The sequence below is a fragment of the Nocardiopsis alborubida genome, from assembly GCF_012396365.1.
GTDB classification, from domain to species: domain Bacteria; phylum Actinomycetota; class Actinomycetes; order Streptosporangiales; family Streptosporangiaceae; genus Nocardiopsis; species Nocardiopsis alborubida.
On sequence record NZ_JAAXPG010000023.1, the window covers coordinates 69189 to 96009 of the forward strand.

Sequence of the window (26821 nt, forward strand, 5' to 3'; positions counted from 1 at the left end):
TCCGGTGCACGCGCCTCCCGGGAGAGTCGTCCTCAGCTCCCGCCCCGTGCGGCCTGAACGTCAGTCGCAGCAACAGCAGTCGCAACAGTTACAGCAGTTGCAGCACTCACAGGCATCGCACCACGAGCTCCGCGGCTTGCCCGACCACGGCCCGGGGTGGGGGTCGCGGCAGCAGAACTGGCAGGTGCCGCACATGAACAGCGCCACCGCGCAACCCGCCAGAACGCCCCGCTGTTTGGGCGGGTGCCGGAGTTCGGGGGTGTCGCACGAACAGGAGGCGCAGCAGCCGCCCTTGTCCCGGGGCCCACCGGAACCGGACCCCTCCCCGCCGGAGCCGCCCCCGTGCCCACCGCCGTGGTGGGCTCCGTGGGCCCCGCTCCCGTTCCCTCCCCGCTGGTGGGGCGGCTGCTGGTGATGGGGGTGGTGGCTCTGGCGCTGCCCCTGGTGCGGATACCCGCCGTGGGCGAAGACCCGGTCGACGGCGCGGTGCAGCTCCCCCACCAGGAGTGCGCGAACCAGGCGGTCGTCGACGAACTCGGCCTCCCGCAACGCCAGCCGCACGCCCAGGACGGCGTCGTCGCACAGCTCGCGGGCCCGGTCGAGCCCGGTTCCGGTGGCCGTGAGCGGGTTCCAGGCGCCCTTCTCCCGGTCCTCCACGCGGTCCTCGACCGCGTCCAGCAGGTGGGCTACGCGGCCGAACAGGCGTCCCGCCTCGCGCAGGGGTTCGGCGTTGGCGGGCCGTCCCGCCAGGACGGCGGTGTGCGCGAACGCCTCGCCGGTGGCCTCCTCGGTCGGCCGGGTCACCGTCAGGACGTCGGTGCCCGGTCCCGCAGAGGACTCGGCCTCCCGCTGGCGGTCGACCACCGCGACCAGTCCGGCGCCGTCGAAGCCGAGCCCGGCGCCCGCCTCACGCGCGTCGCGCCGCCAGCGCTCGGCCACCCGTCCGGCGAGCGCGCGCACGCCGCGGCGGGCGTAGGGGCCGTCGCCGTCCTCGATGTGGTCGGCGATCTTGGCCGAGGCGAGCATCAGCGACACCGCGGCCGCCAGGCGCGCGCCGGAGCCGTCGGCGACATCGGCCCCGCGCATGCCGCGCAGGGGGCAGCGACCAGCCCTGCGCGTGCCCGCGCACTCCTCGGACTGCGCCGCGGCCAGGACCGACACCACCAGACCGTCGTAGTTGGTGGCGATCCGGGACGCCTGGCCGTGGTCGTCGCGCAGCGCCAGGCACAGCCCGCACATGTGCGACATCCACTCCTCGGCCAGTCCGTCGGACAGCGTGTGCCGACAGGGACGCAGGATTCCGAACACGGACTGACACCTCTTCTTCCGACCCCGCAGCGGTGGCGGGCTGTGCTGGACACCGGGGTTCGATGCCCGCGCCGCGCGGGAGGTTCCGGCCGTTCGGACCCCTTCCGCAGGGTTTCGGGGACACGGTCGCGTTCACGCGGCCGGGTCCGCCCGCCGGGGCCCGTGCCAGTTAACGGGGCGATCCGAGAGGAACCGACGGCACTGTCTCTCACATCGGCCATAAGTGGAGGGATGCGTCCGTTTACGGCGTAGCGTGCACGAAGAGGACCCCGCACGGACCCGACGTGCGGCGGCTGACGGAGGGGAACAGGACAGTGAGTCAGATGCGCGCGGCGCTGTACGACCGGTACGGCGGCCCGGAGGTGCTCTACGAGGGCACGATCGCCAAGCCCGGCACCGGCCCGGGGAAGGTGCTGGTGCGCGTGCACGCCGCCAGCGTGAACGGCGGCGAGCTGGTGGGCCGTGCGGGCGGGGTGCGCCTGGTGACCGGGCTGGTCGAGAGGGGCTTTCCCAAGCGGACCGGGATCGACTTCGCGGGCGAGGTCGTCGAGGTGGGGGCCGACGTCTCGGCGTTCGCACCGGGGGACCGGGTGTGGGGCGGGCTGCCCCGGACGTTCGGCAGCGCGGCCGAGTTCGTGGCCGTCGCGCCCCGGCAGCTGTCCCTCGCCCCGGCGGGGACCGACCTGGTCGAGGCCGCGGCCCTGCCCGGCGTCGGCACGACGGCCGTCACCGCGCTGCGGGACAAGGCCCGCCTCGCCCCGGGCGAGCGGTTGCTGGTGCGGGGCGCGAGCGGCGGAGTGGGCAGCGTCGCCGTCCAGCTCGGCCGGGCCTACGGCGCCCACGTCACCGCGCTGGCCGGGGCCAGGCACCTCGACTTCGTGCGGGAGCTGGGCGCCGACGAGGCCTTCGACTACGCCAGCACCGGCGCCGCCGACCTGCCGCCCTTCGACGTCGTCCTGGACACGGTGGGGACCGGGATGCCCGCCTACCGCAGGCGGCTGACCAGGAACGGGCGCATGGTCACCATCACCTTCGACACGGAGCGCATGCTCGCGTCGCTCTCCCACATCGTCACCTCGGCCGTCTTCGGTCCGCGCCGCATCCGCGCGTTCAGCGGCAACCCCGGGCACGAGCTCTTCGCCGAACTGACCCGCCTGACCGAGTCGGGAGCCATCCGCCCCGTCGTGGACAGGATCCTGCCCCTGGCCGAGATCGCCGAGGCCCACCGGGCGCTGGAGGCCGGAGGGATCCGGGGCAAGGTGGTGGTGCGCGTGGTCGATCCGGAGGCCTGAGGCGAACGGCCGCGTCCGGTTCCGGCGCCCGGAGCGTGCCGTCCGCACGGGCGGCACGCTCCCCCCTGTCAGCGCCGGACCGTCGCGTCACCGGGCGCCACCGGGGGCAGTGCGGCGGTGGGACGGTCGGGCCGCCAGGAGGCGCTATCGTCCGTTGGGGCTGGAATCGCCCCGGCACGCCGCGGGAGCCCCGTCGCGCGGCCGCACACAGTGAGGAAGAACCGGCTTGCACACGAGCACCAGACCACCCGGGCCCGCGCGTCCCGACCGCGGCGGCGGCATGCCGCGCTGGCTCCCCCGGGCCATGCTGCTGGCCCTGTGGATGGTCACCGCGTTCGGTCTCGCCCTGTGGCTGTTCGTCCGGTTGCAGAGCCTCCTCATGCTGCTGCTGATCTCGCTGTTCCTCGCGCTGGCGCTGGAGCCCGCGGTGAACTGGCTCCACCGGCACCGCTGGCCGCGCGGGCCCGCCACCGGGCTGGTGATGCTCCTGGTGCTGGCGCTGGCCGTGGTGTTCTTCAGCCTGCTCGGGTCGATGCTGGTCGGCCAGATCCTGGCCTTCGTCTCCGAGGTGCCCGCGATGGTCCGCGCCGCGCTGGACTGGGTCAACACCACGTTCGACACCTCCTACTCCCCCACCACCCTGCTCAACGAGATCTCCAGCGTCAGCGGGCTGATCGAGCAGTACGCCTCCGGCATCGCCAACAACGTCTGGGGCGCCGGGACGACCGTCCTGACCTTGCTGTTCAACTCGCTGACGATCGGGCTCTTCACCTTCTACCTGTGCGCCGACGGCCCGCGCTTCCGCCGTGTGATCTGCTCGGTCCTGCCGCCGCGCACCCAGCGCGAGGTGCTGCGGGCGTGGGAGATCGCGATCACCAAGACGGGCGGTTTCCTCTACTCCCGGGCGCTGCTGGCCCTGGTCTGCGCGGGCGCGCACTACGTGGTGCTGGCGGCGCTGGACATCCCCTTCGCGTTCGCCCTGGCGCTGTGGGTGGGCGTGCTCTCGCAGTTCATCCCCACGGTCGGCACCTACATCGGCGGAGTCGTCCCCGTGCTCGTGGCACTGGTGGAGGGCATCTGGCCCGCCGTGTGGGTGCTGGTGTTCATCATCGTCTACCAGCAGTTCGAGAACTACCTGCTCCAGCCGCGCATCACCGCCAAGACCCTGGACATGCACCCCGCGGTGGCCTTCGGCTCGGTCCTCGCGGGCGTGGCCATCCTGGGGGCGCCCGGCGCGCTGCTCGCGCTGCCGATGGGCGCGAGCATGCAGGCGTTCCTGGGGACCTACATCCGGCGCTACGAGGTCGCCGGGCACCCCCTGCTCTCCGACGCCGAGGAGGACGGGAAAGCCAAGGAAGGCGGGCAGGAGGAGAAACCGGATCCGGCGCCGGCGGCCTCGGCGTCCGGCGGGGACGGCAGAGCCGAAGTCGGGCGGAAGACCGGGCCCGGCCCGCAAGAGCACGACGAACAGCAGGAGCCGTGAGGGGCGGCCCCGCCACGCGCTGCACCATCCCCGCCCGCACAGGAGGTCCCGGGCGGGCGAAGGCGGCGGACTCGTTGTCCGCCCGCACGGGCGGACGTAGGCTCGGGCCGGTAAGCCGACGAGTCCGGTCGGCGCCCGCGACGTCATGACCCCCGTGGATCGGAGACCGCCCGTGGCAGTCACCTCCCCCAGCGCCTTCGCGCGGATACGCCGCGCCGTATTCGCCCGCCACTCCAACCCGTGGAGCGCGTGGACCCGGTGGGCCACCACACCCTTGGTCTTCCTGCCCGTATGGACGCGCGACTGGCGACATGCCGTCGCGGTCGGCGCGTGGATGGCGCTCAACCCCGTGGTCTTCCCCGAGCCCGCCGACGACGGCAACTGGGCCACGCGGGCCATCCTGGGCGAGGAGCGGTGGATCAGCGAACGCCCGCGCGACGCCGCGATGGCGGTGCAGGCCGCGGTCTTCCTGGCCGGGTGCGTGGCCGTCGTGTCCGCCCACCGGCGAAAGGCCGTGCCGACGGCCGCCGCCACGGCGACCATGATGGCCCTGACCATGGTCTACTGGGAGCAGATGGCCCGCTATCACGACCGCCGCCAACAGGCGGAGCGAAGGCAGGGGGTCGGTTCCGTCCCCCCTCCCACCCGCTGGGCCCCGTCCCGCGGCCCGGGAGGCGACCCGACCGAGGACACGTCGCTTCGGCGGTGACCGAGACGACGCGGCCGCAGCGTCGCCGCATGGCCTCCCCGGCAGCGCCCGCCACCGGGCACGCCGTCCCCGGCCGGCTTCCTTCCGACCGCACCCGCACCGGCCTTCCCGCCGGGGCGAAGAGCCCCGGCGAGCGGCTGCGCGCCCCGCACCCGAGGGGCGCTCCCCTGCCGCTTACCCGGTGCCCGGCGCGGAGGGACTCACACTCCGCACGCCGGGTAGAAGCCGTCCAGGTCGAGCGGCGGTGGGAGGCGGCCCTCCGGCTCCGAGTCCGCCACGCCCACGTCATAGTGCTCGACCTGGGGAGAGAGCCCTTCTCCCCGCCCGCCCTGGTGCCCCCGCACCACGTAGTACCCGTCCCCGTCGTACTGGTAGAAAGCCAGGTCGGGACGGTCGTTGCCGTCGTAGTCCACCACGCGCAGAGCCGTCACCTGCTCCTCGGGGAACCCGTGCGTCTCCTGGCCCCCGCCCCATTTCGAGATGGGACCCGTCCGCAGTTCGTTCACCGCGGAGGGGACCGGGTCGTCGCCTCCGACCCCTTCGGACGCTGTGATCACCAGGTCGAGCCACCCGTCACCGTCGAAGTCGGCCACCGCCGCGCGGACGTGGTCCTCGTCCCGGTCCATGAAGCCGACCAGGTCGCGTGGGGTACGCGGTTCCCCGAACCCGGATTCCTCCCCGAAGGCGATGCGCAGCTCATCGCCGGTGCCCCCGGTGCCGGTGACGGCGTCGGGATACTCGTCGTCGTTCACGTGGGCGATGAGGCGGCCCGGCGGGTCGAAGCAGGGTTCGGGCCCCGGTGCTCCGACCGGCGCTCCGGACGCGCATCCGCTGAGCACGAGGCCCAGGCCGACGGCCGCCCCTGGTCCCCGGTACCGTCCGGCTGCTCCCATGCTCACCACGCTTTCTCTCCGGCAGGGGTGTCGCGCCGCGCCGGGGTCGGTCGGCCGGTCAGCGTAGCATCTACGGGAAAGCGCATTCCCCACGGCGGATCCGATCGCCGTGCCCCTGGACTGTGACCACTTCACCCCGGTCCGTGCCGCCTGACGAGACGACGGACACGTCCGTTTCGGCACCAGAAGCAGCTCGTGGGACCGAGCACCTTCTTCGTGCGGGCCGGCAGGGGGAAAGAGCGGTCGGCATGGACATCCTGCGCGGGAACAACGTCACGGTCACCGGGGCCGCCGACGGACCGACGGTCGTGCTGGCCCGCGGATCCGGCTGTGACCAGGACATGTGGCGTCTGCTCGTCCCGCCCCCCGGCCGAGCGGTACCGGATGCTGCTGTCCGGCTACGGCGGCTCCGCAGGGGCGGACGCCTCCGCCCGGAGTGAGGGCAGGTGCTCCTCCCTGGACCGCCTGCTCCGGGAACAGGGTCGGCGCCACCGGAAGGGGCCGATTCCCATCTTGTTCTCACCCGCCACACAGGAAACACCAAGGTTCGCTCCCTACCTTCGTCTCCATGACGAACACCACCGATCAGGAGACCGCGGGAGTGCGGCACCGACCGAAACGCACACGGGGAGCCTGGGCCGCGACGGCGCTGCTGGCGGCCGTCCTCGCGCTCGGCGGGTGCGCCGTACCGGGCACCACCGCCTCGGAATCGGCCGCCGCCACGTCGTCCGCTTCGGAGACGACCGGCTCCGGGGACACGTCGTCCGCGACGACCGGGGAGACGATCACGGACACCGCCTCCGCGGCGCAGGCCCTCATGGCGACGCTGTCGGACGAACAGCGCGAACAGCTGGTATACGCCTACGACGACGAGGCCAGGACCACGTCGTGGTCGAACTTCCCGGTCACCTTCGTCGACCGGGCCGGGCTCGACTTGGAGGACCTGGACGAGGAGCAGAGGGCCGCGGCCATGGAGGTCCTCCAGGCGCTGCTGAGCGAGGAGGGGTACGAGACCGTCACCGACATCATGGGCGGCGACGAGTTCCTCCTGGAGAACAGCTCCAGCACCGAGGACTCGCTGGGCCGGTACTACATCGCCTTCTTCGGCGACCCCTCCGACTCCGGAGCCTGGGAGGTGCAGTTCGGCGGGCACCACCTCGGCGTGAACGCCACGCTGGACGGTGCCGACGACTCGATCACGTTCGCGCCCACGCACCTGGGCTCCCAACCCGCCGCCTACACCGACGAGGAGGGCGACGAGGTCCAGCCGCTCGCGGCCGTGTACGAGACGGCCTTCGCCTTCTACGACAGCCTGACCGAAGAGCAGAGAGCCGAGCTGTACCAGGGATCGGAGGTCGGGGACCTCGCCTGCGCCCCCGGCGACACCTGCTCCTACCCGACGGGGACCGGGGTCTCCGGGGCGGACCTGACCGACGAGCAGAGGCAGCTGCTGCTCGACGTGGTGGCCAACTGGGTGGGGCTGTCGGACGAGGAGACCACGGCCGAGGCCCTGGCCGAGATCGAGGCGACCCTGGACGAGACCTACGTGAACTGGTCGGGGGCGACCGAGTACGACACGACCCGGGGAGAGGGCGTCCACTTCCAGGTCTCCGGCCCGGACGTCTACGTCGAGTTCTCCAACCAGCGGGGCTCGGCGGGCGCCGACGTGGACGGGTACACCACGGCGGGGTGGGGGCACATCCACACCATCTACCGCGACCCGGGCAACGACTACGGCGGCAGCGCCACCCAGCAGGAGTCCTCCGGGACGGGCGGCCCCGGCGGCGGGGCTCCCTCCGGTGAGGCCCCCTCCGGCGGGCCCGGCGACGGGGAGGGCCCGTCCGGCGGCCCGTCAGGCGGACCACCCGCGGACGGCTGACCCGCGACCGAGCCGCACCCCTGACGGACGTGCCCGCCGACCGGACCGCACCACGGGTGCGCGAGGTCGGGCGGGCACGGCGCCGTCTTCCGCCTCGGGGTCCGGACGGCGACGTCGTCCCGCGTCGCTTCGGCGGTGACCGAAACGTCGCGGCCGTAGCGTCGCCGTATGGATCCACGAGCGGTACGCACCACTGGACACGCCACCTCCGACCGCCTCCCTCCCCGCCCCGGCACCGCGTTCCCCACGGAGCGGGAGAGCCCCGGCGAGCGGCTGCGCGCCCTGCACCTGCGGGGCGCTCCCCTGCTGCTGCCCAACGCCTGGGACCACGCGTCGGCCGCCGCCCTGGCCGCCGCGGGGTTCCGCGCCGTGGGGACCACCAGCCTGGGTGTCGCCGCGGCGGCCGGGCTCCCCGACGCCCGGGGGCTCGCGCGCGAGGAGACGCTACGGCTCGCCCGCGGCCTGTCCCGGCTGGAGGTGCCGGTCAGTGTGGACGTCGAGGGCGGCTTCGGCGCGTCACCGGCACGGGTCGCCGCGCTGGCCGCCGAACTGGAGCGGATGGGGATCGCCGGGATCAACCTGGAGGACGGCCTCCCGGACGGCGGGCTCGCCGGTACCGGACACCAGCGGGCGGTGATCCGCGCGGTCAAGGAGGCGGCTCCGACGCTGTTCCTCAACGCACGCACCGACACCCACTGGCTGCCCGGACACACGGGGCAGACCGCCGACCGGACCGCCGCCTACGAGGAGGCCGGCGCCGACGGGGTGTTCGTGCCCGGCCTGCGCGACGAGGAGGAGATCGCCGCCCTGGCCGCCGCCCTGCACGTCCCGCTCAACATCCTCCACTCCCCCGGCGGTCCGCCCCTGCGGGTCCTCGCCGCGCTGGGTGTGCGCCGCGTGAGCTGCGGTTCCCTGCTCTTCCGCGCCGCCCTGCACGGAGCCCTCGCCGCGGCCGAGGCGGTGGCGTCGGGCCTTCCCCTCCCCGAGGGCGTTCCGGACTACGGGGCGGCCCAGGCTCTCGCACAGCGGTTCGCCCGGGGCTCCGCGGACGGCTGAGCCGGAGACGGCCGTGTCCCGCACGGTCGGGTCGCGCGGCGCATCCGACGGCACGCGTCCGCGACCGGGAGCCCCGCCGCCGGGCCCACAGGCGGCGGCCTCAGTGGTCGCCGGTGTCCAGCAACCGCTCGAAGCGGCCCGCGGGATGCGCGCGCGTGGGCATGGCCTCCACGAACGGCAGCAGCTCCCGCTCGGCGACCCCGTGGACCCGGCGCAGCTCGGCCACCGGGTCGGGGTGCTCGTCCACCCTCAGGTCCAGGTAGGGGTAGGGGTGGCCGGTGTGCACGTACAGCGCGGCGCTCTGCCTGCCCCGCCGGTCGCCACCGGCCGCCTGCCCCGCCTCCAGGGCGCCCAACAGCCGCTGGTCCATCCGCTCCCCGGCACCGGCCTCGAACCGCTCGGCCATCGCGTCGAGCGTGTCGGCGCCGGTCAGGATGTTGCCCGCCACCGCGTAGCCGTTCCCCACTCTGTGGCCGCACCACGGGTGCGCCTGCGGGCCGGTGTGCGCGGCGGCGCGTCCCTCGCGGTCGACCACCGCGACCTGCCGCGAGTCCGCGTCGGGGTCCGCGTCCAGGACCCGGCGCAGCGCGTCCTCGGCGGAGTGGGACCGCAGCAGTTCCAGGGCGTCCACGCCCAGCAGCGGGTTGATCAGCGCCTGCGTGGCGACCGCCCCCGCGTCCGCGTGGGCGAACACCGACAGCGCACCGATCGCCGGGAACCGGCTGCTGACCGCGACACCGCACGTTCCGGTGGCGACGTCGTGGGCGACGACGGAGAAGGTACCTGCGTACAACCGGTCTCACTCTCGGGTGTGCGGGCGTCCGTTCGGAGCACGCCCGGGTCAGTGCGGTGGGGCGTCCGGGCCGGGGCCGGAGCCCTCGTGCGGGCCACGGGAAGGGTACCGGGCGTGCGGGCGGTGCGCCCGTTCGGGAAGGGGCGCGGGGCGCGGGCGCCGCGCGGGATCGGGCAGGTGACCGCTTCCGGCCAGCGCGGGTGGTTCATGACCTTTGCCCGTGTCGTCGGCCACGGCGCGGTGCGTACGGTGGCCGGGCCGATGCACGCCCCGGCGTCGCCCCCGCGGCCCCGGCCGGAGAAGCAAAGGAACGACCCCCCGTGCGCACAGCACCCGCCCTCACCACCGCGGGCACCCTGGTGCTCGCCCTGGCGGCATCCCTGGCGGTGACCGCCCCGGCCGCCGCAGACGACCCCCTCCGGGCGTTCCACGAGCAGGAGGTCGTCTGGGCCCCCTGCGAGGAGCACCTCCTGCGCGACGTGGAGTGCGCCTGGATCGACGTCCCCCTGGACTACGCCGCCCCCGGTGGCGAGCGCGCCTCCATCGCCGTCAGCCGCAACCGCGCCTCGGACCCCGAGCGGCGCCGCGGCATCCTGCTCACCAACCCCGGCGGCCCCGGCGGCACGGGCCGCCAGATGGCCGTCGGCGACCGCCCCGACCACGGCTTCTCCTCCCTGGGAGCCCAACGCGTCGCCGAGGTCTACGACGTGATCGGGATGGACCCGCGCGGCAGCGGTGCCTCCACCCCCTACCTGGACTGCGGCACGAACTACCCGGTCGCGGTCCCCCGGCCCACCGACGAGGCGCTCTCCGCCCACACCCGTGCGGTGATCGCCGCCCAGCGGACCTGCGAGAGCGCCCACGGCGACCTGATCCCGCACATGACCACCGCGAACACCGCCCGTGACATGGACGTGATCCGCGCCGCCCTGGGCGAGGACGAGATCTCCTACCTCGGCCGCTCCTACGGCACCTACCTCGGCGCCGTGTACGGCAGCCTGTTCCCCGAACGCCTGGACCGCAGCGTCCTGGACTCCGCCGTCACGCCCGAGGGCATGGGGCGCGGGGTCTTCACCCTGCAGAGCGAGGGATACCGGGCCAACGTTGAGCGCTACACCGCCTGGGTGGCCGAACACGACGACGTCTACGGCCTGGGGACCACCCCCGAGGAGGTGCTGGCCGTCTTCGAGCGGACCCGCGCACGGCTGGTGGAGCACCCCCGCTACGACCAGTGGCCGGGCGAGCCGGAGCCGTGGATCTACACGGCGGACTACTTCGACGAGGACATCGGCTACGCGGCGCGCTTCCAGGACCAGTGGAGCAACCGGACCACCAGTCTCTGGTACATCGTCAACGACCTGCCCTACCCCGTTGTCGAACTGCCCGAGGAACCTGAGTGGCCTGAGTGGCCCGACCCCGGGATCGAGTACGACAACGTCTCCCTGATGATGGCGGTGCTCTGCGAGGCCGAATGGCCCACGCGCCTGTCGGACTACCACGCCGGTGTCCGGGAGGTCCGTGAGCGCAGCCCGTACGGCGTCGGGGCGATCTGGCACGTACCCCAGCCCTGCACCTTCGCCTCGCACACGCCCGCCCCGCTGGTGGAACTGGAACGCGACGGCTACCCGCGCGGTCTGGTCATCGGGGCCGAGCACGACGCCAACACCGTCTACGAGGGGGCCGAGCTCATGGCCGACAGGCTGGACAACGCCCTCGTCACCGTCGCCGACGAGGGGGACCACACCTTCTACGGGCGCGAGGGGATGGACTGCGTGACGGCTGCGGTGGACGCCTACCTGGTGGACGGCGCCCCGCCCCGGGACGCCCTGTGCGCCGGACGCCCCCGCTCCGAGGACCCCCTCCGTCCGGAGGAGCCGGGAGGAGCAGCGGCCCGGGTCCCGGACGCCGGACCGCACCGTGACCAGCTGCGGACCGGTCCCCTCACCGGGGACGAGTTGCACTGACCATGGAGGTCGGCAACACCCGCCCCGCCTGACACATGCGGAGAGGGCCTTCGGGTACCGGTGCGGACTGCGACATCTGCTCCGACCGCCAGAAGGCCCTCGACGCCCCACACGACCCGCGCCAACGCCCGCCTGACCCCCGCTGAACGTGATCAGGCCGGAGTCTCCGCTTCGCCCCTGCGATTCTCGTGCTGCTCTGCTTGACTGGCCCCATGTCCGAGCTCTCCCGCGGTCTGCTGTTGAAACTGGCCGGCCGCAAGTCCTTCGACCGCGGCATGGACTACCTCGGGCGGGTGTCGGGGCTGCGCGCGGACGGAAGGAGCGTGCGCGCCACCGTCCGCGGACAGCAGCGTTACCGGGTGCGGCTCACCGCCGCGGGAGCCTTCTCCTGGCACTGCGACTGCCCCTGGGCCCAGGGGGGCAACTGCTGCAAGCACGTGGTCGCGGTGGGGCTGGTGCACCTGTACGAACGCGAACACGGCGGCGGAAGGGGTCCGCACGCTCGTCCGCGGCCCCGCCACGGTGACCGTCGCCCCGCCCTCCCACCGGTGCAGGTCCTGGGCCAGGGCCAGATGCCGGTGGGCCGCCAGGCGGGCCGACGGGGTCGCTCCGTCCAGCCCCGCAGGACTTGCCGCATGCAGTCGTAACTAATATGGTTACGATCAGAACCGGGGGGCGAGGGAGGCGGAGTCCGACGTGAGTGCCAACAGCAGACTGACCATCGCGGCGCACGCCCTGACATGGATCGGGCTGTACCAGCGGCGCGGCCACGAGGTCGCCACCTCCGAGCAGATCGCGACGAGCGCCAACACCAACCCGGTGGTGATCCGCCGCCTGCTGGCCGAGCTGCGCAGGGCCGGCCTGGTCGTTTCACGGCGGGGGGCGGGGGCGGGCTGGATGCTCTCGCGGGACCTGGCGGCGATCACCCTGCTCGACGTCCACCAGGCGGTCGAACCGGGACCGGTCTTCGCCCTGCACCGCGCGACACCGGACCCCGGGTGCGTCGTGGGCCGCGGTATCGGGCCGGCGCTGAGCGCCGTGTACGACGACGTGGAGGCCGCCCTGCGCAGGGAACTGGCCGGGACCACGCTGGAGGACGTGCTGCGGGACGTCCTGACAACCGCCTGACCCGGGGCCGGCGGCTTCCCCTGCCCGAGGGGGGTCGCATCCCGCGCCCACCGATGTAACCAAAACGGTTACATCATACGAACGAGAAGACAAGGACAGGGACGATGGCAACAGACACCCAGACCTCGCGAACCGCGGCCGAGAGGTTCGTGGAACGCCTCGGCAGGCAGGACCCCGACGGTATCCAGGAACTGTTCGCCGAGGAGATCGACTGGTACGTCCCCGGCAGTGACGCGTTCCCCTGGACCGGGCGCCGTACCCGCCGGGAGGAGGTCGCGCCGTACTTCACCGCGATGTGGCCGCACTTCGCGCCCGGCGAGAGCAAGGTCGTGCTGGAGCGCGTCATCGTCGACGGTGGTGACGTCGTACTGCTGGCGTCCTGGACGCACACCGTCGTGGCCACCGGGAAGGAGTTCACCACACCGGCGGCCGTCCACCTGAGGGTCGAGGACGAACGGATCGTCCGCATGCACCTGTACGAGGACACGCGGACCGTCGGCGAGGCGTTCGACGCCGACTGAACGGAGAGTGCTCAGGGGCTGACCACTGCCACCTCCGGGGATCTGGCGCGAGCCGTCAGAGGAGCCACAGGGTGACCGCGAGCGATCCGAGGAAGACGACGCCGGCGAGGACCTGCCTCGTCCAGTGGGCGTCGTACAACTGCGGGGCGGTGCGGGTCGAGAGCAGCAGGTACCCGTCGGAGGAACTCGCGATGAGGGTGTCCTCGTTCCACTCGTACACGGTCCCGTTGACCAGCAGACGGGTCCCGGGCGTGACGGCCCACTCCCGGTAGGAGCGGCCGGTGCTCGAATGCGCGTGCTCGGGTTCGAGTTCCCGCCTCGCCTCCGCCCTGCCGAAGGCGCCCTCCGCCAGGGGGTCGACCACGAAGGAGTCATGGGTGAGGGCGATCTTGTCCGTGACGGCTCCACGGGGGTAGCACCACGCCCTCCCCGTCCTGTCCTCAAGCAGGAAGGGCGCCTCGCTCTGCTCCACGTGGACCAGGGTCGCGCGCAGGCGTTCGTAATGGGCGCCCTCGCCCGGGCGGTGGTCCCACACCTCGGTCCGGTACCACACGCACCTGGTCCTGGAGTAGGGGGCGACCAGCGGCCCCGAGGTCCCCGGTACGGCGTTCCCGTCGACCAGGACCGAGGTACCGGAGCGGGGCAGGTCCCGCAACGGAGGTGTCCGTGCGCTGCGTATCCTCCGGAACCGTGTGCGCGTGCGCAGCACCCGGGCGAGCAGGAGGGCGCTGAGCACGGTGGCCAGCAGGGCCAGGAGCTGGAACGCGGTCCGCGATCCACCGACGAACAAGTCATCCATAGTCGCCACCTCTTCGTGCCGGTGGCCGTGGTGCCAGGCCACCGGCACGAAGCATGATCAGCCTTCCTCCGAGCGGTCCGTGTCTGCCTCAGCGAGGGCGTCGTGCCGGGTGGCGGGGGAAAGGGGTGTTCCCGCCAGGTATCCCGCCCGGGCCAGGGCGTTGCCGCCGACCGCCGCGGTGGCCAGTTGCACGAGCAGCGCCAGGCCGATCTTGAGCGCGTTCTCCACCGAGGGGAACCACAGCAGCAGACCGAGCAGGAGCAGGGCCGTCCCCAGCCCGGCCGAGACCGACACCCCGTGCAGGCGGGCGTAGAAGTCGCGCAGACGCACGAGGCCGAGGGCTCCCGTCGCGAACACGGACGCTCCGGCGATCACACAGGCCACGGCAAGCGTCTCCAACGGGGTCATCGTTTGCCTCCGGAGATCAGTCGGGCCAGGGACAGGGCGGAGAGGAAGCCCACGAGGGCGCACACGAGGACGATGTCGACCACCAGGTCGGAGTCAACGCGAAGGCCGAGGACGACCACGAGGCCGACGAAGCCGAAGAGGACCACGTCGGCTCCGGCCGCCCTGTCCCCCCTGGAGGGTCCCGCGAGGATGCGGTAGGCAGCCAGGGCCATGGACGCCCCGAGCAGCAGCAGTGCGATGTCGACGGGGTTCATCAGGTCTCCTCCCCGCGGGGCGTGGCCTTCGCCCGCCCCGTGCGTGTCAGGCTCAGCAGGTAGTCCTCCATCTGGCGGATGTCGTCGAGGAAGGCCTGCTCGTCAGCGGTGTACATGCCGTGCACCCACAGGGCGGGCGGGTCGGTGCGGGTGGCCACGGTCACCGTTCCGGGGGTCAGGGAGACCATGTTGGCGACGGCCGTGATCTCCAGGTCGGTGCGACAGCGCAACGGGACCTCGATCAGGGCGGGCACGGACGCGCTGCCCGGGGTGAGGATGTCCCAGGCGACCCGGAGCGTGGAGGTCACCACCCGGGAGCCGTAGAAGAACGGGAACCACGCGATCCGCAGGGTCCTGCTCAGGAAGGAGGTCATCGGTTCGTCACCGCCTCGACGTAGGTGGAGGTGTCCAGCAGATGGGCTGCGGCCTGGGCGCTCAGGTCGAGCAGGACCTGGGCGCCCAGGCCGACGCACAGAGTGACGCCGGTCAACGCCACCGCGGGCAGCACCAGGCCCGCGCGGATCCTCGTGGTGGCCGGGGCCGCGGTGGCCGTCACGCCCCCGCCCGTGGGCCGTCCGACCTCGGGTTCACTGCCGGATCCCGGTTCGGGGCTCCAGAACACCGAGCCCCAGATCTTGAGCATCGACATCAGCGTGATGAGGCTGACGGTGACGGCGATCGCGGCGACCACCCACTGGCCGTCGTCGAAGGCGGCGGCGACCAGGGTGAGCTTGGCGACGAACCCGGAGAAGGGCGGCAGTCCGGCCAGCGACAGGGCCGCGCCCAGGAAGGCCAGCGCCAGCAGCGGTTCCCTGCGGGCCAGGCCGCCCAGCCGGTCGAGTCTGCCGGTGCCGTGGACGTGCTCGATCGCGCCGGTGGACAGGAACAGGGACGCCTTCACCACCATGTGGTGGACGAGGTAGAAGATCCCCGCCATCAGTCCCAGTTCGGTGAACAGGGCCACGCCGAGGAGGATGTAACCGATCTGGCTGACCATGTGGAAGACCAGGACCGAGCGGGTGGTGTCCTCCCCCACCGCGCCCAGGACCCCGATCAGCATGGTCGCGCCGAACAGCACCAGGCCCACCCACAGCAGCGAGGACTCGCCGCCGAAGACCACCGCGTAGAGGCGGTAGATCGCGTAGATGGCGACCTTGGTGTGCAGGCCGGAGAACAGGGCGGTGACCGCCGGGGAGGGCGCGGTGTAGGTGCGTGCCAGCCAGCCGTGCACCGGCACGACGGCGGCCTTGACCGACATCGCCAGCAGCACCACGCCCATGGCGACCGCGACCACGGGTGACTCCTGTGCGGCGCCCGCGAGTTCACCGAGCTGCACGGTTCCGGCGGCGCCGTAGACCAGGGCGACACCGGCCAGGAACACGGTCGAGGTCAGCAGGTTGACCGCGACGTAGGTCCGTCCGCCCCGCAGGCCCCGCAGGGTTCCGGCGATGGCCATCAGCCCGTAGGAGGGCAGCAGCATCACCTCGACGAACACGAAGAGGTTGAACAGGTCTCCCGTGAGCAGCGCCCCGTACACCCCGGCGGACAGCACCAGCACCAAGGACGGGAAGAAGCGCCGGTCGGCCTCGCCGGTGGCCACGGCGAAGGCCGAGCACACCAGCACCAACAGGGCGGTGGTGGTGATCATCAGCGCGCTGAAGGTGTCGGCGGCCAAGGGGATGGCCACCCCGGCGGGCCACAGGCCCACCTGGTGGGCGTGCACCTGTCCCGCCCGGGTGCACCAGAGCAGCGCGACACCAGCGGCGAGCGCGAAGGCGCTGGTCCCCAGGAACAGGGTGCGGGCCGCCGGACGCGCGAGGGGAAGGACCAGCAGCGCGGCGCCCAGGAGGGGAACCGCGACCAGCACGGGCAGGAGAACGGGGATCATGAGGCGTCCTCGGTGTCGTCGCTCTCACCGGTCGCGGCGAGGGCGAGCATGTAGATGGTGATGGAGAAGGCGATGACGATCGCCGTGAGCACGAACGCCTGGGGCAGGGGGTCGGCCATGGCGGCTCCGGTGTCGCGCCCCAACAGGGGTTCGCCTCGGCGGAAGGCGCCGCCCGCCGACATCAGCAGGAGGTTGACCCCGTGGCTGAGCAGGACGAAGCCCAGGACGACGCGGACCATGCCGCGTTGCAGGATCAGGTAGACGGCTCCGGCGACCAGGACGCCGATCGTGATGGCCAGGGTCATCGGGTACCTCCGGTGGCCGGACCGTGCTGGACGGGGTCGGGTGTGTGGTGCGCGTCGGGCTCCGGGGGGCTCTTGCGGCCGGTCCGGGGCAGCCCCAGCTGGTTGAGCGCGGTCAGCAGCACGCCGACCACGGTCAGGTAGACGCCCACGTCGAAGACGAGCGCGCTGGTGAAGTGGTAGTAACCGCCCCAGGGCAGGGGGATCTCGGCGTGCAGGGGCCGCAGGAAGGACCCGTCGGCGTAGCCGAGCAGCCCGGTGACCGCGGCGGTGAGGACGCCCGCGGCGATGAAGGCCGGGTAGGCCAGGCGGATGCGGGCCGCCGAGGCGCTGGGCGCGGTCAGGTAGGCCAGGGCGAAGGCCGAACCGCCGACCAGTCCGGCGATGAAGCCCCCGCCCGGGGCGTTGTGGCCCCGCACCAGGAGGTAGAGCGACCACAGCACCAGCAGCGGGATCAGCCAGCGCGCCACGGTGCGCATGATCACGGTGTTGTCGTCGGCGTCCCAGAGCGGATTGGTCCTGGCCACGTGGGAGGAGACCTCGCCGTTCGCGATGAGACCGGACGATCGCAGGACGGCGATGATGATCAGGCCGGCCACTCCCAGGACGGTGAGCTCGCCCAGTGTGTCCAGGGCCCGGTAGTCGACCAGGATCGTGTTGACCACGTTGGTGCCGCCGGTGTCCTCGGGCGCGTGGGAGAGCAGGTAGTCGCTGACCCCTGAGGGTTCCCTGCGTCCGGTGAGCAGGTAGGCGCCCAGGCCCGCCGCGGCACCCGCGGCCAGGGCGATCGCCGCGGTGAGGACGGTGCGTGAACGGCGGACCCGGTGGAACTCGCGGGGAAGCCGGCGCAGCACCAGAACCGCCACGACCACCGTCAGGGTCTCCACCAGCAACTGGGTCAGCGCCACGTCGATGGCGCCGAGGAAGACGAACCACAGCGCGGTGGTGAACCCGGCGACCCCGACCAGGGCCAGGGCGGCCATCCGCGAGCGGGTCACCACCGAGGTGAGCACCGCGACCGCCACCAGCGCCACCAGGAGCCAGTCCAGCGCGCGTGAGGCGGGTGCGGGCGGCAGCCCGTAGTCCAGCCCGAGAGCGCAGACCACGGCGGCGAGCGCGATGAGCACGACGAACGGCATGGCCAGGTGGCGGGTGGGCGCGTCGGTGCGGGTCAGGTCGCCCACGCGTGTGCCCAGGGCGATGACCGCAGCGTGTGTGCGTTCGAAGACGCCTGTGCCCTGGACGGGGAGGAGCCGGCGCCCGGCGAGCTTCTCCCCGCAGCCGGAGGCCCAGGTCAGGAGTGCGCCGAGGAGCAGGGCGGCGGCCGACATCCCCAGGGCGGGGTTGAGTCCGTGCCACAACGCCAGGTGGGAGTCCGCGGGGGCGAGGGCCGCGTCGCCGGCCGCCCAGGAGACGGCCGGGTTCAGCGCCGTGGCCCCCAGACCCAGGGCCAGGCCCGCGACCGCGGTGATCACGGGGGCGGACAACAGGAGCGCGCCCGCCTCCCGGGGCGCTTCCCGGTCGGGACGGCGCCTGCTGCTCCCGCCGAAGGTCATGTACACGAAGCGGAAGGCGTAGGCGAAGGTCAACGACGCCGCGACGACCGCGACGGCCCCGGCGACCGGACCGCTCCATGCGGGCCCCGGCGCCTGCGTCAGCGCCTCGAAGAGGTTCTCCTTGCTGACGAATCCCAGCAGAGGGGGGACCCCGGCCATGGACAGCGCGGCGAGCGCGCTCACCGCCGCGGTGACGGGCATCGTCCGGCGCAGACCACCCAGTTCACGCAGGTCCCGCGTTCCCGTTTGGTGGTCGATCACGCCCACCGACATGAACAGCGCCGACTTGAACAGGGCGTGGGCCACGGTGTGCACGGCGGCGGCGACGAGCGCCTGCGGGGTTCCCACACCGATGACGGCGATGAGGAAGCCGAGCTGGCTGACCGTGGAGTAGGCGGTGAGTTCCTTCAGGTCGTGCCGTTGCAGGGCCAGCACGGCGCCGAGCACGGCGGTGGTCAGACCGACGGCGATCAGGGTGGTGCCCCACAGCGGCGTGTCGGTGAAGGCCGGGGAGAAGCGCATCGCCAGGTAGACGCCGGCCTTGACCATCGCCGCCGCGTGCAGGTAGGCGCTCACCGGGGTGCTCGCGGCCATGGCGTCGGGCAGCCAGTAGTGGAAGGGGAACTGGGCCGACTTGGTGAACACCGCGATGACGACCAGCACCGCCACGGTGCTGGTGAAGGCGGTGTCCTGGGTCCAGGACAGGTCGCCCAGGATCACGCTGAGGCGGGTGGTCCCGGTGCGCACCCACAGCAGCACCACCGCGGTCAGCAGTGCCAGTCCGCCCATGGCGGTGAGCAGGAACGTGCGCACCGCTGGTCGTGAGGCGCCCGGTCCGGACAGGCCGATCAGGTAGAAGGAGCAGATCGTGGTCAGTTCCCAGAAGACGAAGAGCAGGACCACGTCGTCGGCCAGGACCAGACCGGTCATGGACAGGGCGAAGGCGCTCATCAGGACGTAGAAGCCGGTCCTGCGCCCGGGTGGGAAGTAGCGGGTGGAGTAGGCCATGACCAGCGCGCCCACGCCGAGCACGAGTACGCAGAACAGCCAGGCCAGGCCGTCCATGCGCAGGTTCAACCCCACGCCGAGGGCGGGCATCCAGGGCAGGGACGCCTCCAGGGTCTGGTCGTGGTTCCACAGGGAGGGCCCCTGGGCCCCGACCCACAGGGCCGCCAGGGCCAGTACCAGGGCGATGGGCCACCCAGCGGCGCGGCCCAGCGGGCGTTCCAGCAGCGGGACGAGCAGGGTGGTGACGGTGAGCAGGGCAAGGAGGAGCAGCAGCACGCCGCTGTCCTTTCACGGTTGCGCGCCGGTTCCCGGGCATGCGGACACACGCCGGGAACGGCCGTGGCGCACAGGGGCGCGGCACGGTCGGCGTTCAGCGAAAGAAGATGGAAAAGGGCACGCGGAAGGTGCCTCACGCAGGACGGAACCCGGGACGGCCCGCGGGCGCTGATGTCAGATACCGGTGCCTTGGGCAGGCCGGAATCCGACGGCGCGCGGACACGGGGCGACCGTCAAGCGGAGAAGGAAAGACGCCTCGACCGAGGCGGAAGGGTCAGCTGCGTCCGGGCGGGCAGGAGCTGAGTTCACCATGGGCGTTGGTACCCCACGAGGTGGAGTAGCCGTTGGTGCCCAGGGGGCGGGGATTGCGCACGGGCAGCTTGTGCCGCTCGGTGAAGGGCAGACGGCCTACGCGGCCGTGGGCGTGCGGGGCGCGGAAGAACGCGTCCTCCGCGAGGGCGGATGAGCGATGACGTGTTGAGGGGATCGTGGTCACCGTTCGGGACATCACGACACCTCCTCGTACATCTCGGCACATCGCAGCAGCTGTCACTCTACCAGCCCCGGCCTCACGCAGGCCAGAGGGGGCCGTGTGTCGGGGGCGCTGGAGGCCTCGCCGCGCGCCGGGGCCGGGGAGACACCACGGGACCGCCAGCGGTCAGTCCGCTCGCACCGGAGCGGGTCCTCACCCGCCCGGGGGCAGCCGAGCGGGCCGCGCGGGCGGCCGCGGGCGGTGTGCTGGGGCGCGGATCCTCCTGGACGAAGCCGGGGCCGTGGAGGACACGGACGACCTGATGGACGCTGGCGGGTACAGCACCCTCCCGGTCCCCGGCGCGGTGGTCTCCCGCGCCGGGGAGCCGTACGGCCTGGTTCCCCGACACCCGGCCGTCGCGGCCGGCGTTCAACGCCTCAGGTGCGGCATGAAGGCGGCCAGGACGACCGGGCAGGAACTGGGAGCCACGTCAGGTCCCTCTGTGCGCGGGGCGCACCCACCTCAGGCGGAGGCGCGAACTCCCCGGGCGGTGAACGCCGCCTCCCTGGCACGGGCCCGGGTGACCACGCCGCGCAGGGCGGGGTCGGTGAGCAGCACCACGGGAGCGATGCGGTTCGGCGTGGTGGGGTACCACCCGGGCAGCGCCTCCTCGATCACGGCCCAGGCCTCGTCCCGGGCGCCCCGCGCCGCCAGCCCCCGCGCGGTCTCCAGGGCCTCCTCGAACTCCGGGGGCTCGGGCACCCGGTGCTCGTCCAGCCACGCTTTCCCGACAGGCTCCCCCGTTTCGTCCTCCTCGGGCAGTCCCGGCACCATCTCACGCAGAGCCACCAGCGCGGGGTTCACATGCCCTGGGGAGTCGAGGGAGAGGCCGTACAGCGCGAGCGGGACCGCCTCGGTCCGGATCTGCTCCACGCCGATCTCGTCCACCACCCGGGACGACAGGACTCTGCGCAGCTCGTGGTGGACCCACCGCGGCTCCAGGAAGGCGGACAGGACCACCTTGAGGTAGGCGGCCGCGGCCGACCCCCGGGTCTCGGCCCGGTCGAAGGCCGTGAGCGCGAGGTCCACGTTTCCGGCCAGCGCCTCACGGCGCCCCAGCTCCAGCAGCTCCTCCGCGTCGTCGGAGCGCACGGGGTGCCCGTCGCCACCGCTGAGCTCCTCGAAGGAGACGCGCTCGGCGTGGACGAGCGAGGCGAAGGAGCGGTGCCGATCGCCCAGACCGGGGTACCAGCTCGCCCAGATGTAGGCCGCCCACTCCCCGTCGGGGGAGACGTCGCCCGCGTCCAGGATCCAGTACTGGGCGTCGGTGTCGGAGGAGACCAGCAGCAGCGGACCGACGAGCTCCTCGTCCTCCATCTCCATGCTCCCCTCACCCAGACCGAGCATGTTCGCCAGACTGTCCCATTCGAGTTCGGCGGTGGAGCTCATCTCGTAGACGAACGCCCCCATCCTCCCCCAACCGTCGGACGCGGCGAGGAAGGAGCGGTAGCTCGGCGGCAGCCGACGGCCCAGGCGCTCCTCCAGGGCCGCGATCCGCTCCTCCGGGGCGCCCTCGTCGCCGAACCAGGACGAGGTCCGCTCCTCCTCGTCGACCTCCTCACCCTCGGCCTCGGCGACACGCAGCATGTCGGCGCTGTACTCGGTGAGGTAGGTCCGCCACTCCTCGACGGTCGCCGGGAGCGCGGGCGCGTCCTCGTCCTCCGGAGCGACCGCCAGGCCCAGGAACGGTTCCGGTCCGCTCCGCGCCGTGTGGCGCAACCCGTGGAAGGCCTCGTAGGCGCGGTCCTCGGCGAAGAACCGCACCCGGTTGAGCTGGATCTCCCCCGCACCCGCGTTGCGGGTGACCTCCAGCCGCAGACACCGCCAGGGCGTGTCCGCGCCTGGGCCGCTGACGGTGAAGTCGCGCGCCAGGTGACGGCCGGGGAAGGACTCGCCGGACCGGGCGTCGAGGAGGGTCCACTCCTGCCCGTCCGAGGACCCCAGCAGGGACCAGTCCGCGGGGTCGCGGTCGGGGAAGTCGTTGGCGGAGTCGAGCATGTAGCGCCGGACGGTGACGGGCTCGGACATGGTGAAGTCCAGCCGGTCGGTGCGGCACCGTGACAGCCACTTCCCGGAGGTGGCGTCGAGCAGGTTGAGGGCCACCTCGCCCGCCTCGACGTACTCGTCACCCGCGCGCACCGAGCGCACCATGCGGGTGAGGCCCTCATCGCTGGGGCCCACGAACGACTCCAGTTCGACGGCGCGCAGCAGAACCGTTCCCCCTCCGCCCTCGCGGTCGGCCCAGTCGAGCCGCGTGAGCGGAGGCCCTCCGTCCTCGACGAGTAGACGCAGCTCCCGGTCGCCGCCCTGGATCCGGAACCGGTGGACGGGACGTTCGGGGGGTTCGTCCACGCGGGTCCCCCGCCACTCGTACTGGACCCCGTCGGAGGTGACGCGCGTGCCGGTGAACCCGTCCATGCCGGGGTCGAACACAGCCGCGGCTTCGCCGCCCTCGCGGTCGCGCCAGCCGATCCGGGCTGGACTGACCGGCTCCCCCGGTTCGAGGAGGACGTTGAGCTGCGGGGTGTCGGTCCACTCCTGCGCGCCGACGCGTCGGCGCTCGGTGGAGAAGGCGAGAGGGGTCGTGTGTTCTGTCACGGGGTTCCCAGCGGTGAGGGGGTGGAGATCGGTCGGAGGGGAGGCGGGCGTCGCCGCCCGCGCGTCCGCAAGGACGATACGCGCGCGCACCGACGTTCCGGCTCCCGACCGGGCCCCGGCCGCCGTGGGGCCCGCCCGGCGTCCGGAGGGTTCATGGCAACCAGCCATGACACCGCCCCTGCCGGAGCAGGCCCTGCCTCGGCGAACGCACCGGATCACCACTGGCGCCTCGGCGTCGTCAGCGCCCTTCCCGTCCTGCTCCACCGCGAACACGACCGCGCAGGAACCGTTCCGCACGGCCGCGAGAGGCCGCGCGGAACGGTTCACTCCGTCCGGTGCTGACGGGGCGACCCGGGGGCAGACGTCGGCGAAGAGCCTCCCGGTACACCGCCCAGGTAGGTCACGACCGGCGCACCCGTGTGCGGAGAGGTGTCGACGACGGCTTCGACCGCGTAGACGGAACGGATGAGCTCGGGTGTCAGCACGGCGGCGGGCGGCCCCGACGCCTCGACCCGGCCGGCGTGCAGGACCGCGACCCGGTCGCAGTAGCGTGCGGCCAGGTTGAGGTCGTGGAGGGCGGTCACCACCGTCATGTCGAGCGAGAGCAGCAGGGTGAGGACGTCGAGCTGGTAGCGGATGTCGAGGTGGTTGGTCGGCTCGTCCAGCACGATCACCTCCGGCCGCTGCGCGAGCGCGCGGGCGAGCTGGGCACGCTGCTGTTCACCGCCGGAGAGCGTCCGCCACGACCGCGACCGGTACGCGCGCATCCCGGTGAGGGCGAGCGCCTGTTCGATCGCGGCACGGTCCTCGCCGTCCAGTCCGGCGAAGGTGCTGCGGTACGGCGTTCTGCCGAGCGCCACGGCCTCGTCGACGGTGATGTCGGTGTGCACCTCGGGCGACTGTTCGACGATCGCCACCCGCCGGGCGACCGCGCGCCGGGGCAACGAGCGAACCGGTTCCCCGCCCAGGAGCACCGTCCCGGCATCCGGCCGCCGAAGCCCCGCCAGGATGCGCAGCAGTGAGGACTTGCCCGCCCCGTTCGGCCCGAGCACGGCGAGCACCTCGTTGGAGCGCGCCTCGATCGAGACCCCGTCGAGGATGCGTGTCCTGTCGACCGACCACGTGATGTCGTTCGCCGTCAGTGCCGTCATTGTCGAGCCGCCTTGCTCAGAACGATCGCGAACACCGGCGCACCGAGCAGCGCCGTGATCACGCCCACCGGAATCTCGTGTGGCGAGAACGCCGAGCGGGCGAAGGTGTCGACCCACACCAGGAAGATCGCGCCCCCGAGCCCGGCGAGGGGAAGCAGCAGGCGGTGCGTGGACCCGGCCAGCAGACGCACGATGTGCGGCACGAGCAGCCCGATGAACCCGATCGCTCCGGACGCCGCGACGGCCGCCGCCGTGATGAAGGCGGTGAGGACCATGAGCGTCACCCGTGCCAGGGTCACGTTGACCCCGAGCGAGGAGGCGGTGTCCCAGCCGAAGGTGAACGCGTCCAGAGCCGACGCGAGGAACAGGCAGCCGACGGCTCCGAGCACGATGACGGCGGATGCCACGAGCAGCGGCTCCCAGCGTGCGCCTCCGAGCGAGCCGAGCAGCCAGTAGGTGAAGCCCCGGGTGGCGTCCGCATCGCCGTCGAGCATCAGCACGAGCGAGGTGATCGCTGAGAAGAACTGCGACACGAGCACACCGGTGAGCACCACGCGAGCGGGGTTGGAGACGCGTCCGCCCCCGATGAGGAGCAGCACGATCGCGAAGGCGACCAGCGCGCCGGCGAAGGCGCCCATGGAGAGGGTCACCGCGCCCGAGCCGAGCCCGAGGATCATGATCGAGACCGCCCCGGTGGACGCACCGGAGGAGACCCCGAGCAGGTACGGCTCGGCGAGCGGGTTACGGGTGATCGACTGCAGCACCGCACCCGAGACCGAGAGTCCGAGCCCGACCACGGCGGCGAGGAGCACACGCGGCAGACGCGACTCCCAGACGAGGGCGTCGATGAGCGGCGGCGCCGACGGAACGGGGGCGAGGGCGCCCAGCCCGATGTTGCGCAGGATGATCCCGAGCACGTCGAGCGCCCCGATGTTGGCTGTACCCACGAAGGTCGCGACGACGATCGACGCGCACAGCGCGACGACGAAGGCGCCGACGATGAGGGACGAGCGCAGCCTGCCCGGTACGCGTGCCGGAGGGGCCTCGGCATCGCCTGGCGTCGCCCGCGCCGCCAGGGAATCGGCACCGGAGAGCGCGTCCGTGTCACGCGGGTCGGCCTGCGGAGAGTCAGTGAGCCTTGTCATCTTCGCGCGAACACCACGACATCGTCGTAGTACCGCCAGATGACACCGGTTTCGGCGAAGCCGGCGGTGCCGAGCGCTTGCAGGTGCAACCCAAGCGGTGCGTGCGGTGTGGGCGGGCGGTCGGCGAAGCGGTGCTCGCGCTCGGCGTGGTGCTGTCCGAACTCCTCGTGCGCGACGGCGTCCGCCCACCACTCGTCCCAGGTCCGCACACCCTGCGCGTGCGCGTCACGCTGGGTGCGTTCGTCGTCAGCGGCCGCCGCCTCGGTGAGGAACGGCTGCGAGCGCGGGTCGTAGCGCAGGTGGTCGGCGTTCATGAAGACACCGCCGGCGGGGAGCAGGGCGCCCAGGACGCCGTAGACGGCGACGAGCTGTGCCGGCTCCAGCCAGTGCAGCGCGGTCGAGGAGACGGCGACGTGCACCGGCCCGTCGGGCAGCTGAGCCCTCCAACCGGGCGTTGCCAGGTCGACGTCGACAGCCGTGAAGCGTGAACCGTGGCGTCGGCCGAGCCAGGATCCCGCGATCGCGAGCAGCACCGGGTCGTAGTCGACCCCGATCACCCGGGCGCCCGGGAACCGGTCGAGGACGCGCTGGGAGAGGCTGCCGGGGCCGCACGCCAGGTCGAGAACGGTCATGCCGGTTCCGTCGGCCCCGAACTCGTCCGAGGAGGCGCACATCCGCGTGATGACGTCGAGCATGATCTCGAACCTCTGCTCGCGGTGGGTGATGTACGCCGCCTGCTGGGCGTCCCAGTCACGGATGAGCCGTTCGAGGGCGTTCGTGGTCGTCATTACTTCGTCTCCATGTCGATGAGGCCCTGTGCGACGGTCGGGACGGCCTGCACGCTGTGGACCGACGGGTCCATGTGCTGCCCGGGCACGACGATGAAGCGGTCGTTGACGACGGCGTCCATGGTCGAGGTCAACGGGTCGTTCTTGAGGAACTCGATCTTCTCCTCGGCCGTGTCGCCGGGGTAACCGCGGCTCAGGTCGGCGAGCACGAGCACGTCGGGGTCGCGCGCGGCGACCTCGTCCCAGCTGACCTCCGGCCACTTGGTCGAGGCGTCGCTGAAGGCGTTCTCGGCGCCGAGCATCTCGGTCACGGTCTGCGGGAGCCCGCCGGGTCCCGCGACCGACGGGGTGGAGGAGGACGACGCGGTCGAGTAGAACCAGACCAGGCTCGGCGTGCCCTCGATCTGCTCGGCGATCCTGAGCCCCTCGTCGACCACGGCCCGCTGTTCGGCGACGAGCTCCTCGCCGGCGTCGGGCACGTCGAAGACCCCGGCGATCGTCTCGATCTCGTCGAAGAGCATCTCGAAGGTCGCACCGCCCTCGACGGCCTCGTGGTAGGTGCAGTCGAACTCGCTCAGGTAGGTCGGGACGCCGAGCTCGTGCAGCTCGGCGCGCTCGCCGGCGTTCTCGGCGGTGAGGAACGAGGCGAAGGACGAGTAGACGAAGTCGGGCTGCGCTTCGAGCAGTGTCTCGTGCTTGAGCAGGCCGTCCGTGAGCAGGGGGATGCTCTCGTAGGCGTCGGCGATGTCGCCGGGGACGGGATCGGTCTCGTACGAGGTACCGGCCATGCGATCGGCGAGACCGAGCCGGATCATGATCTCGGTGGCCGACTGGTTCAGCGAGACCGCGCGCTCGGGAGCCTGCTCGACGGTCACCTCGACGTCGCAGTTCTCGACGCTGAGGGGGTAGGAGGTCGCGCCCTCGCCCGCTGCCGCCGCGGAGCCGGTCTCGGGGCCGGGTGCCGTCGCGCACCCGGCCAGGGCGAGAGTCGATACGACTCCCACGGTTTTGATAATGATTTTCAATGTCACGGCCGTAGACTACAGCGCCCCTGTCACCAGGCAGTACTCCACTGCGGCCCCGGAGACCG

At 72.4% G+C, this 26821-nt stretch carries 26 protein-coding genes; 10 read left to right on the plus strand and 16 right to left on the minus strand.

Translation table 11 applies throughout. The features are described 5' to 3' along the window. Positions 1–60: 60 nt before the first annotated feature. A complete protein-coding gene (locus tag HGB44_RS22380) occupies positions 61–1308 on the minus strand; it encodes a DUF5685 family protein (protein WP_061080489.1) in 1248 nt (415 codons plus the stop codon). A 323-nt stretch (positions 1309–1631) separates the two neighbouring features. Between HGB44_RS22380 and HGB44_RS22385 the strand changes: the two genes are divergently transcribed. The 3 genes from HGB44_RS22385 to HGB44_RS22395 all read left to right on the plus strand — a co-directional run bounded on the left by HGB44_RS22385 (position 1632) and on the right by HGB44_RS22395 (position 4792). Further along, positions 1632–2600: an NAD(P)-dependent alcohol dehydrogenase gene (locus tag HGB44_RS22385; RefSeq protein ID WP_061080490.1), complete on the plus strand. Its 969-nt coding sequence runs from the start codon at positions 1632–1634 to the stop codon at positions 2598–2600. A 226-nt stretch (positions 2601–2826) separates the two neighbouring features. Continuing rightward, positions 2827–4083, plus strand: a complete 1257-nt coding sequence (locus HGB44_RS22390; RefSeq protein ID WP_061080491.1) for an AI-2E family transporter — start codon at positions 2827–2829, stop codon at positions 4081–4083. A gap of 172 nt (positions 4084–4255) precedes the next feature. Continuing rightward, complete coding sequence (locus HGB44_RS22395) at positions 4256–4792, plus strand: DUF6653 family protein (protein ID WP_210752018.1); 537 nt, start codon at positions 4256–4258, stop codon at positions 4790–4792. A gap of 200 nt (positions 4793–4992) precedes the next feature. Here HGB44_RS22395 and HGB44_RS22400 read toward each other — a convergent pair whose 3' ends face one another. Then, entirely contained in the window at positions 4993–5685 is a 693-nt protein-coding gene (locus HGB44_RS22400) for an FG-GAP repeat domain-containing protein (RefSeq protein WP_168444108.1), read from the minus strand. Positions 5686–5933: 248 nt separating this feature from the next. Here HGB44_RS22400 and HGB44_RS22405 point away from each other — a divergent pair, with 248 nt between their 5' ends. The 3 genes from HGB44_RS22405 (at position 5934) to HGB44_RS22415 (ending at position 8620) form a co-directional block, all read left to right on the plus strand. Next, positions 5934–6125, plus strand: coding sequence for a hypothetical protein (locus tag HGB44_RS22405; RefSeq protein ID WP_210752019.1), 192 nt, complete (start codon positions 5934–5936; stop codon positions 6123–6125). Positions 6126–6253: 128 nt separating this feature from the next. After that, on the plus strand, positions 6254–7564 hold the full coding sequence (locus tag HGB44_RS22410) for a DUF3500 domain-containing protein (RefSeq protein ID WP_082768353.1): 1311 nt from the start codon (positions 6254–6256) through the stop codon (positions 7562–7564). Between the two features lie 168 nt (positions 7565–7732). Next, positions 7733–8620: an isocitrate lyase/PEP mutase family protein gene (locus HGB44_RS22415; RefSeq protein WP_082768354.1), complete on the plus strand. Its 888-nt coding sequence runs from the start codon at positions 7733–7735 to the stop codon at positions 8618–8620. A gap of 100 nt (positions 8621–8720) precedes the next feature. On the opposite strand, the gene HGB44_RS22420 is transcribed toward HGB44_RS22415, so the two are convergent. Then, on the minus strand, positions 8721–9413 hold the full coding sequence (locus HGB44_RS22420; protein WP_061080493.1) for a DUF1028 domain-containing protein: 693 nt from the start codon (positions 9411–9413) through the stop codon (positions 8721–8723). Between the two features lie 320 nt (positions 9414–9733). On the opposite strand from HGB44_RS22420, the gene HGB44_RS22425 reads away from it, so the two are divergent. The 4 genes from HGB44_RS22425 (at position 9734) to HGB44_RS22440 (ending at position 13026) form a co-directional block, all read left to right on the plus strand. Beyond that, entirely contained in the window at positions 9734–11377 is a 1644-nt protein-coding gene (locus HGB44_RS22425; protein WP_061080494.1) for an alpha/beta fold hydrolase, read from the plus strand. A 212-nt stretch (positions 11378–11589) separates the two neighbouring features. Then, positions 11590–12024 (plus strand): SWIM zinc finger family protein, encoded by a 435-nt coding sequence (locus HGB44_RS32075; RefSeq protein WP_231972419.1) that lies wholly within the window; start codon positions 11590–11592, stop codon positions 12022–12024. Positions 12025–12073: 49 nt separating this feature from the next. Next, positions 12074–12505 (plus strand): Rrf2 family transcriptional regulator, encoded by a 432-nt coding sequence (locus HGB44_RS22435; protein ID WP_061080495.1) that lies wholly within the window; start codon positions 12074–12076, stop codon positions 12503–12505. A gap of 104 nt (positions 12506–12609) precedes the next feature. Then, positions 12610–13026: a nuclear transport factor 2 family protein gene (locus HGB44_RS22440; protein ID WP_061080496.1), complete on the plus strand. Its 417-nt coding sequence runs from the start codon at positions 12610–12612 to the stop codon at positions 13024–13026. A 55-nt stretch (positions 13027–13081) separates the two neighbouring features. On the opposite strand, the gene HGB44_RS22445 is transcribed toward HGB44_RS22440, so the two are convergent. From HGB44_RS22445 to HGB44_RS22505, 13 genes are all read right to left on the minus strand, one after another. Then, entirely contained in the window at positions 13082–13825 is a 744-nt protein-coding gene (locus tag HGB44_RS22445; RefSeq protein ID WP_061080497.1) for a GIDE domain-containing protein, read from the minus strand. 57 nt (positions 13826–13882) lie between these two features. Next, complete coding sequence (mnhG, locus tag HGB44_RS22450) at positions 13883–14233, minus strand: monovalent cation/H(+) antiporter subunit G (protein ID WP_061080498.1); 351 nt, start codon at positions 14231–14233, stop codon at positions 13883–13885. Then, positions 14230–14487, minus strand: coding sequence for a monovalent cation/H+ antiporter complex subunit F (locus HGB44_RS22455; protein WP_061080499.1), 258 nt, complete (start codon positions 14485–14487; stop codon positions 14230–14232). Before HGB44_RS22455 ends, mnhG begins: the two co-directional genes overlap by 4 nt. Then, a complete protein-coding gene (locus HGB44_RS22460; protein ID WP_061080500.1) occupies positions 14487–14861 on the minus strand; it encodes a Na+/H+ antiporter subunit E in 375 nt (124 codons plus the stop codon). Before HGB44_RS22460 ends, HGB44_RS22455 begins: the two co-directional genes overlap by 1 nt. Further along, positions 14858–16375, minus strand: coding sequence for a monovalent cation/H+ antiporter subunit D family protein (locus tag HGB44_RS22465; RefSeq protein WP_061080501.1), 1518 nt, complete (start codon positions 16373–16375; stop codon positions 14858–14860). Before HGB44_RS22465 ends, HGB44_RS22460 begins: the two co-directional genes overlap by 4 nt. Next, positions 16372–16680, minus strand: a complete 309-nt coding sequence (locus tag HGB44_RS22470) for a sodium:proton antiporter (RefSeq protein ID WP_061080502.1) — start codon at positions 16678–16680, stop codon at positions 16372–16374. The genes HGB44_RS22465 and HGB44_RS22470 overlap by 4 nt, the downstream gene beginning before the upstream one ends. Then, complete coding sequence (locus HGB44_RS22475) at positions 16677–19517, minus strand: DUF4040 family protein (RefSeq protein WP_061080503.1); 2841 nt, start codon at positions 19515–19517, stop codon at positions 16677–16679. The genes HGB44_RS22470 and HGB44_RS22475 overlap by 4 nt, the downstream gene beginning before the upstream one ends. Before the next feature lie 274 nt (positions 19518–19791). Then, on the minus strand, positions 19792–20025 hold the full coding sequence (locus HGB44_RS22480; protein WP_082768355.1) for a hypothetical protein: 234 nt from the start codon (positions 20023–20025) through the stop codon (positions 19792–19794). Positions 20026–20511: 486 nt separating this feature from the next. Next, a complete protein-coding gene (locus tag HGB44_RS22485; RefSeq protein ID WP_061080504.1) occupies positions 20512–22647 on the minus strand; it encodes an SMI1/KNR4 family protein in 2136 nt (711 codons plus the stop codon). A gap of 323 nt (positions 22648–22970) precedes the next feature. After that, a complete protein-coding gene (locus tag HGB44_RS22490; RefSeq protein ID WP_061080505.1) occupies positions 22971–23798 on the minus strand; it encodes an ABC transporter ATP-binding protein in 828 nt (275 codons plus the stop codon). Further along, positions 23795–24943, minus strand: coding sequence for a FecCD family ABC transporter permease (locus tag HGB44_RS22495; RefSeq protein ID WP_061080506.1), 1149 nt, complete (start codon positions 24941–24943; stop codon positions 23795–23797). Before HGB44_RS22495 ends, HGB44_RS22490 begins: the two co-directional genes overlap by 4 nt. Next, the gene (locus HGB44_RS22500; RefSeq protein ID WP_061080507.1) at positions 24940–25731 is read right to left on the minus strand and encodes a class I SAM-dependent methyltransferase; all 792 of its coding nucleotides are present in this window, start codon (positions 25729–25731) and stop codon (positions 24940–24942) included. The genes HGB44_RS22495 and HGB44_RS22500 overlap by 4 nt, the downstream gene beginning before the upstream one ends. Next, positions 25731–26735: an ABC transporter substrate-binding protein gene (locus HGB44_RS22505; RefSeq protein ID WP_231972420.1), complete on the minus strand. Its 1005-nt coding sequence runs from the start codon at positions 26733–26735 to the stop codon at positions 25731–25733. The genes HGB44_RS22500 and HGB44_RS22505 overlap by 1 nt, the downstream gene beginning before the upstream one ends. Between the last annotated feature and the right edge of the window lie 86 nt (positions 26736–26821).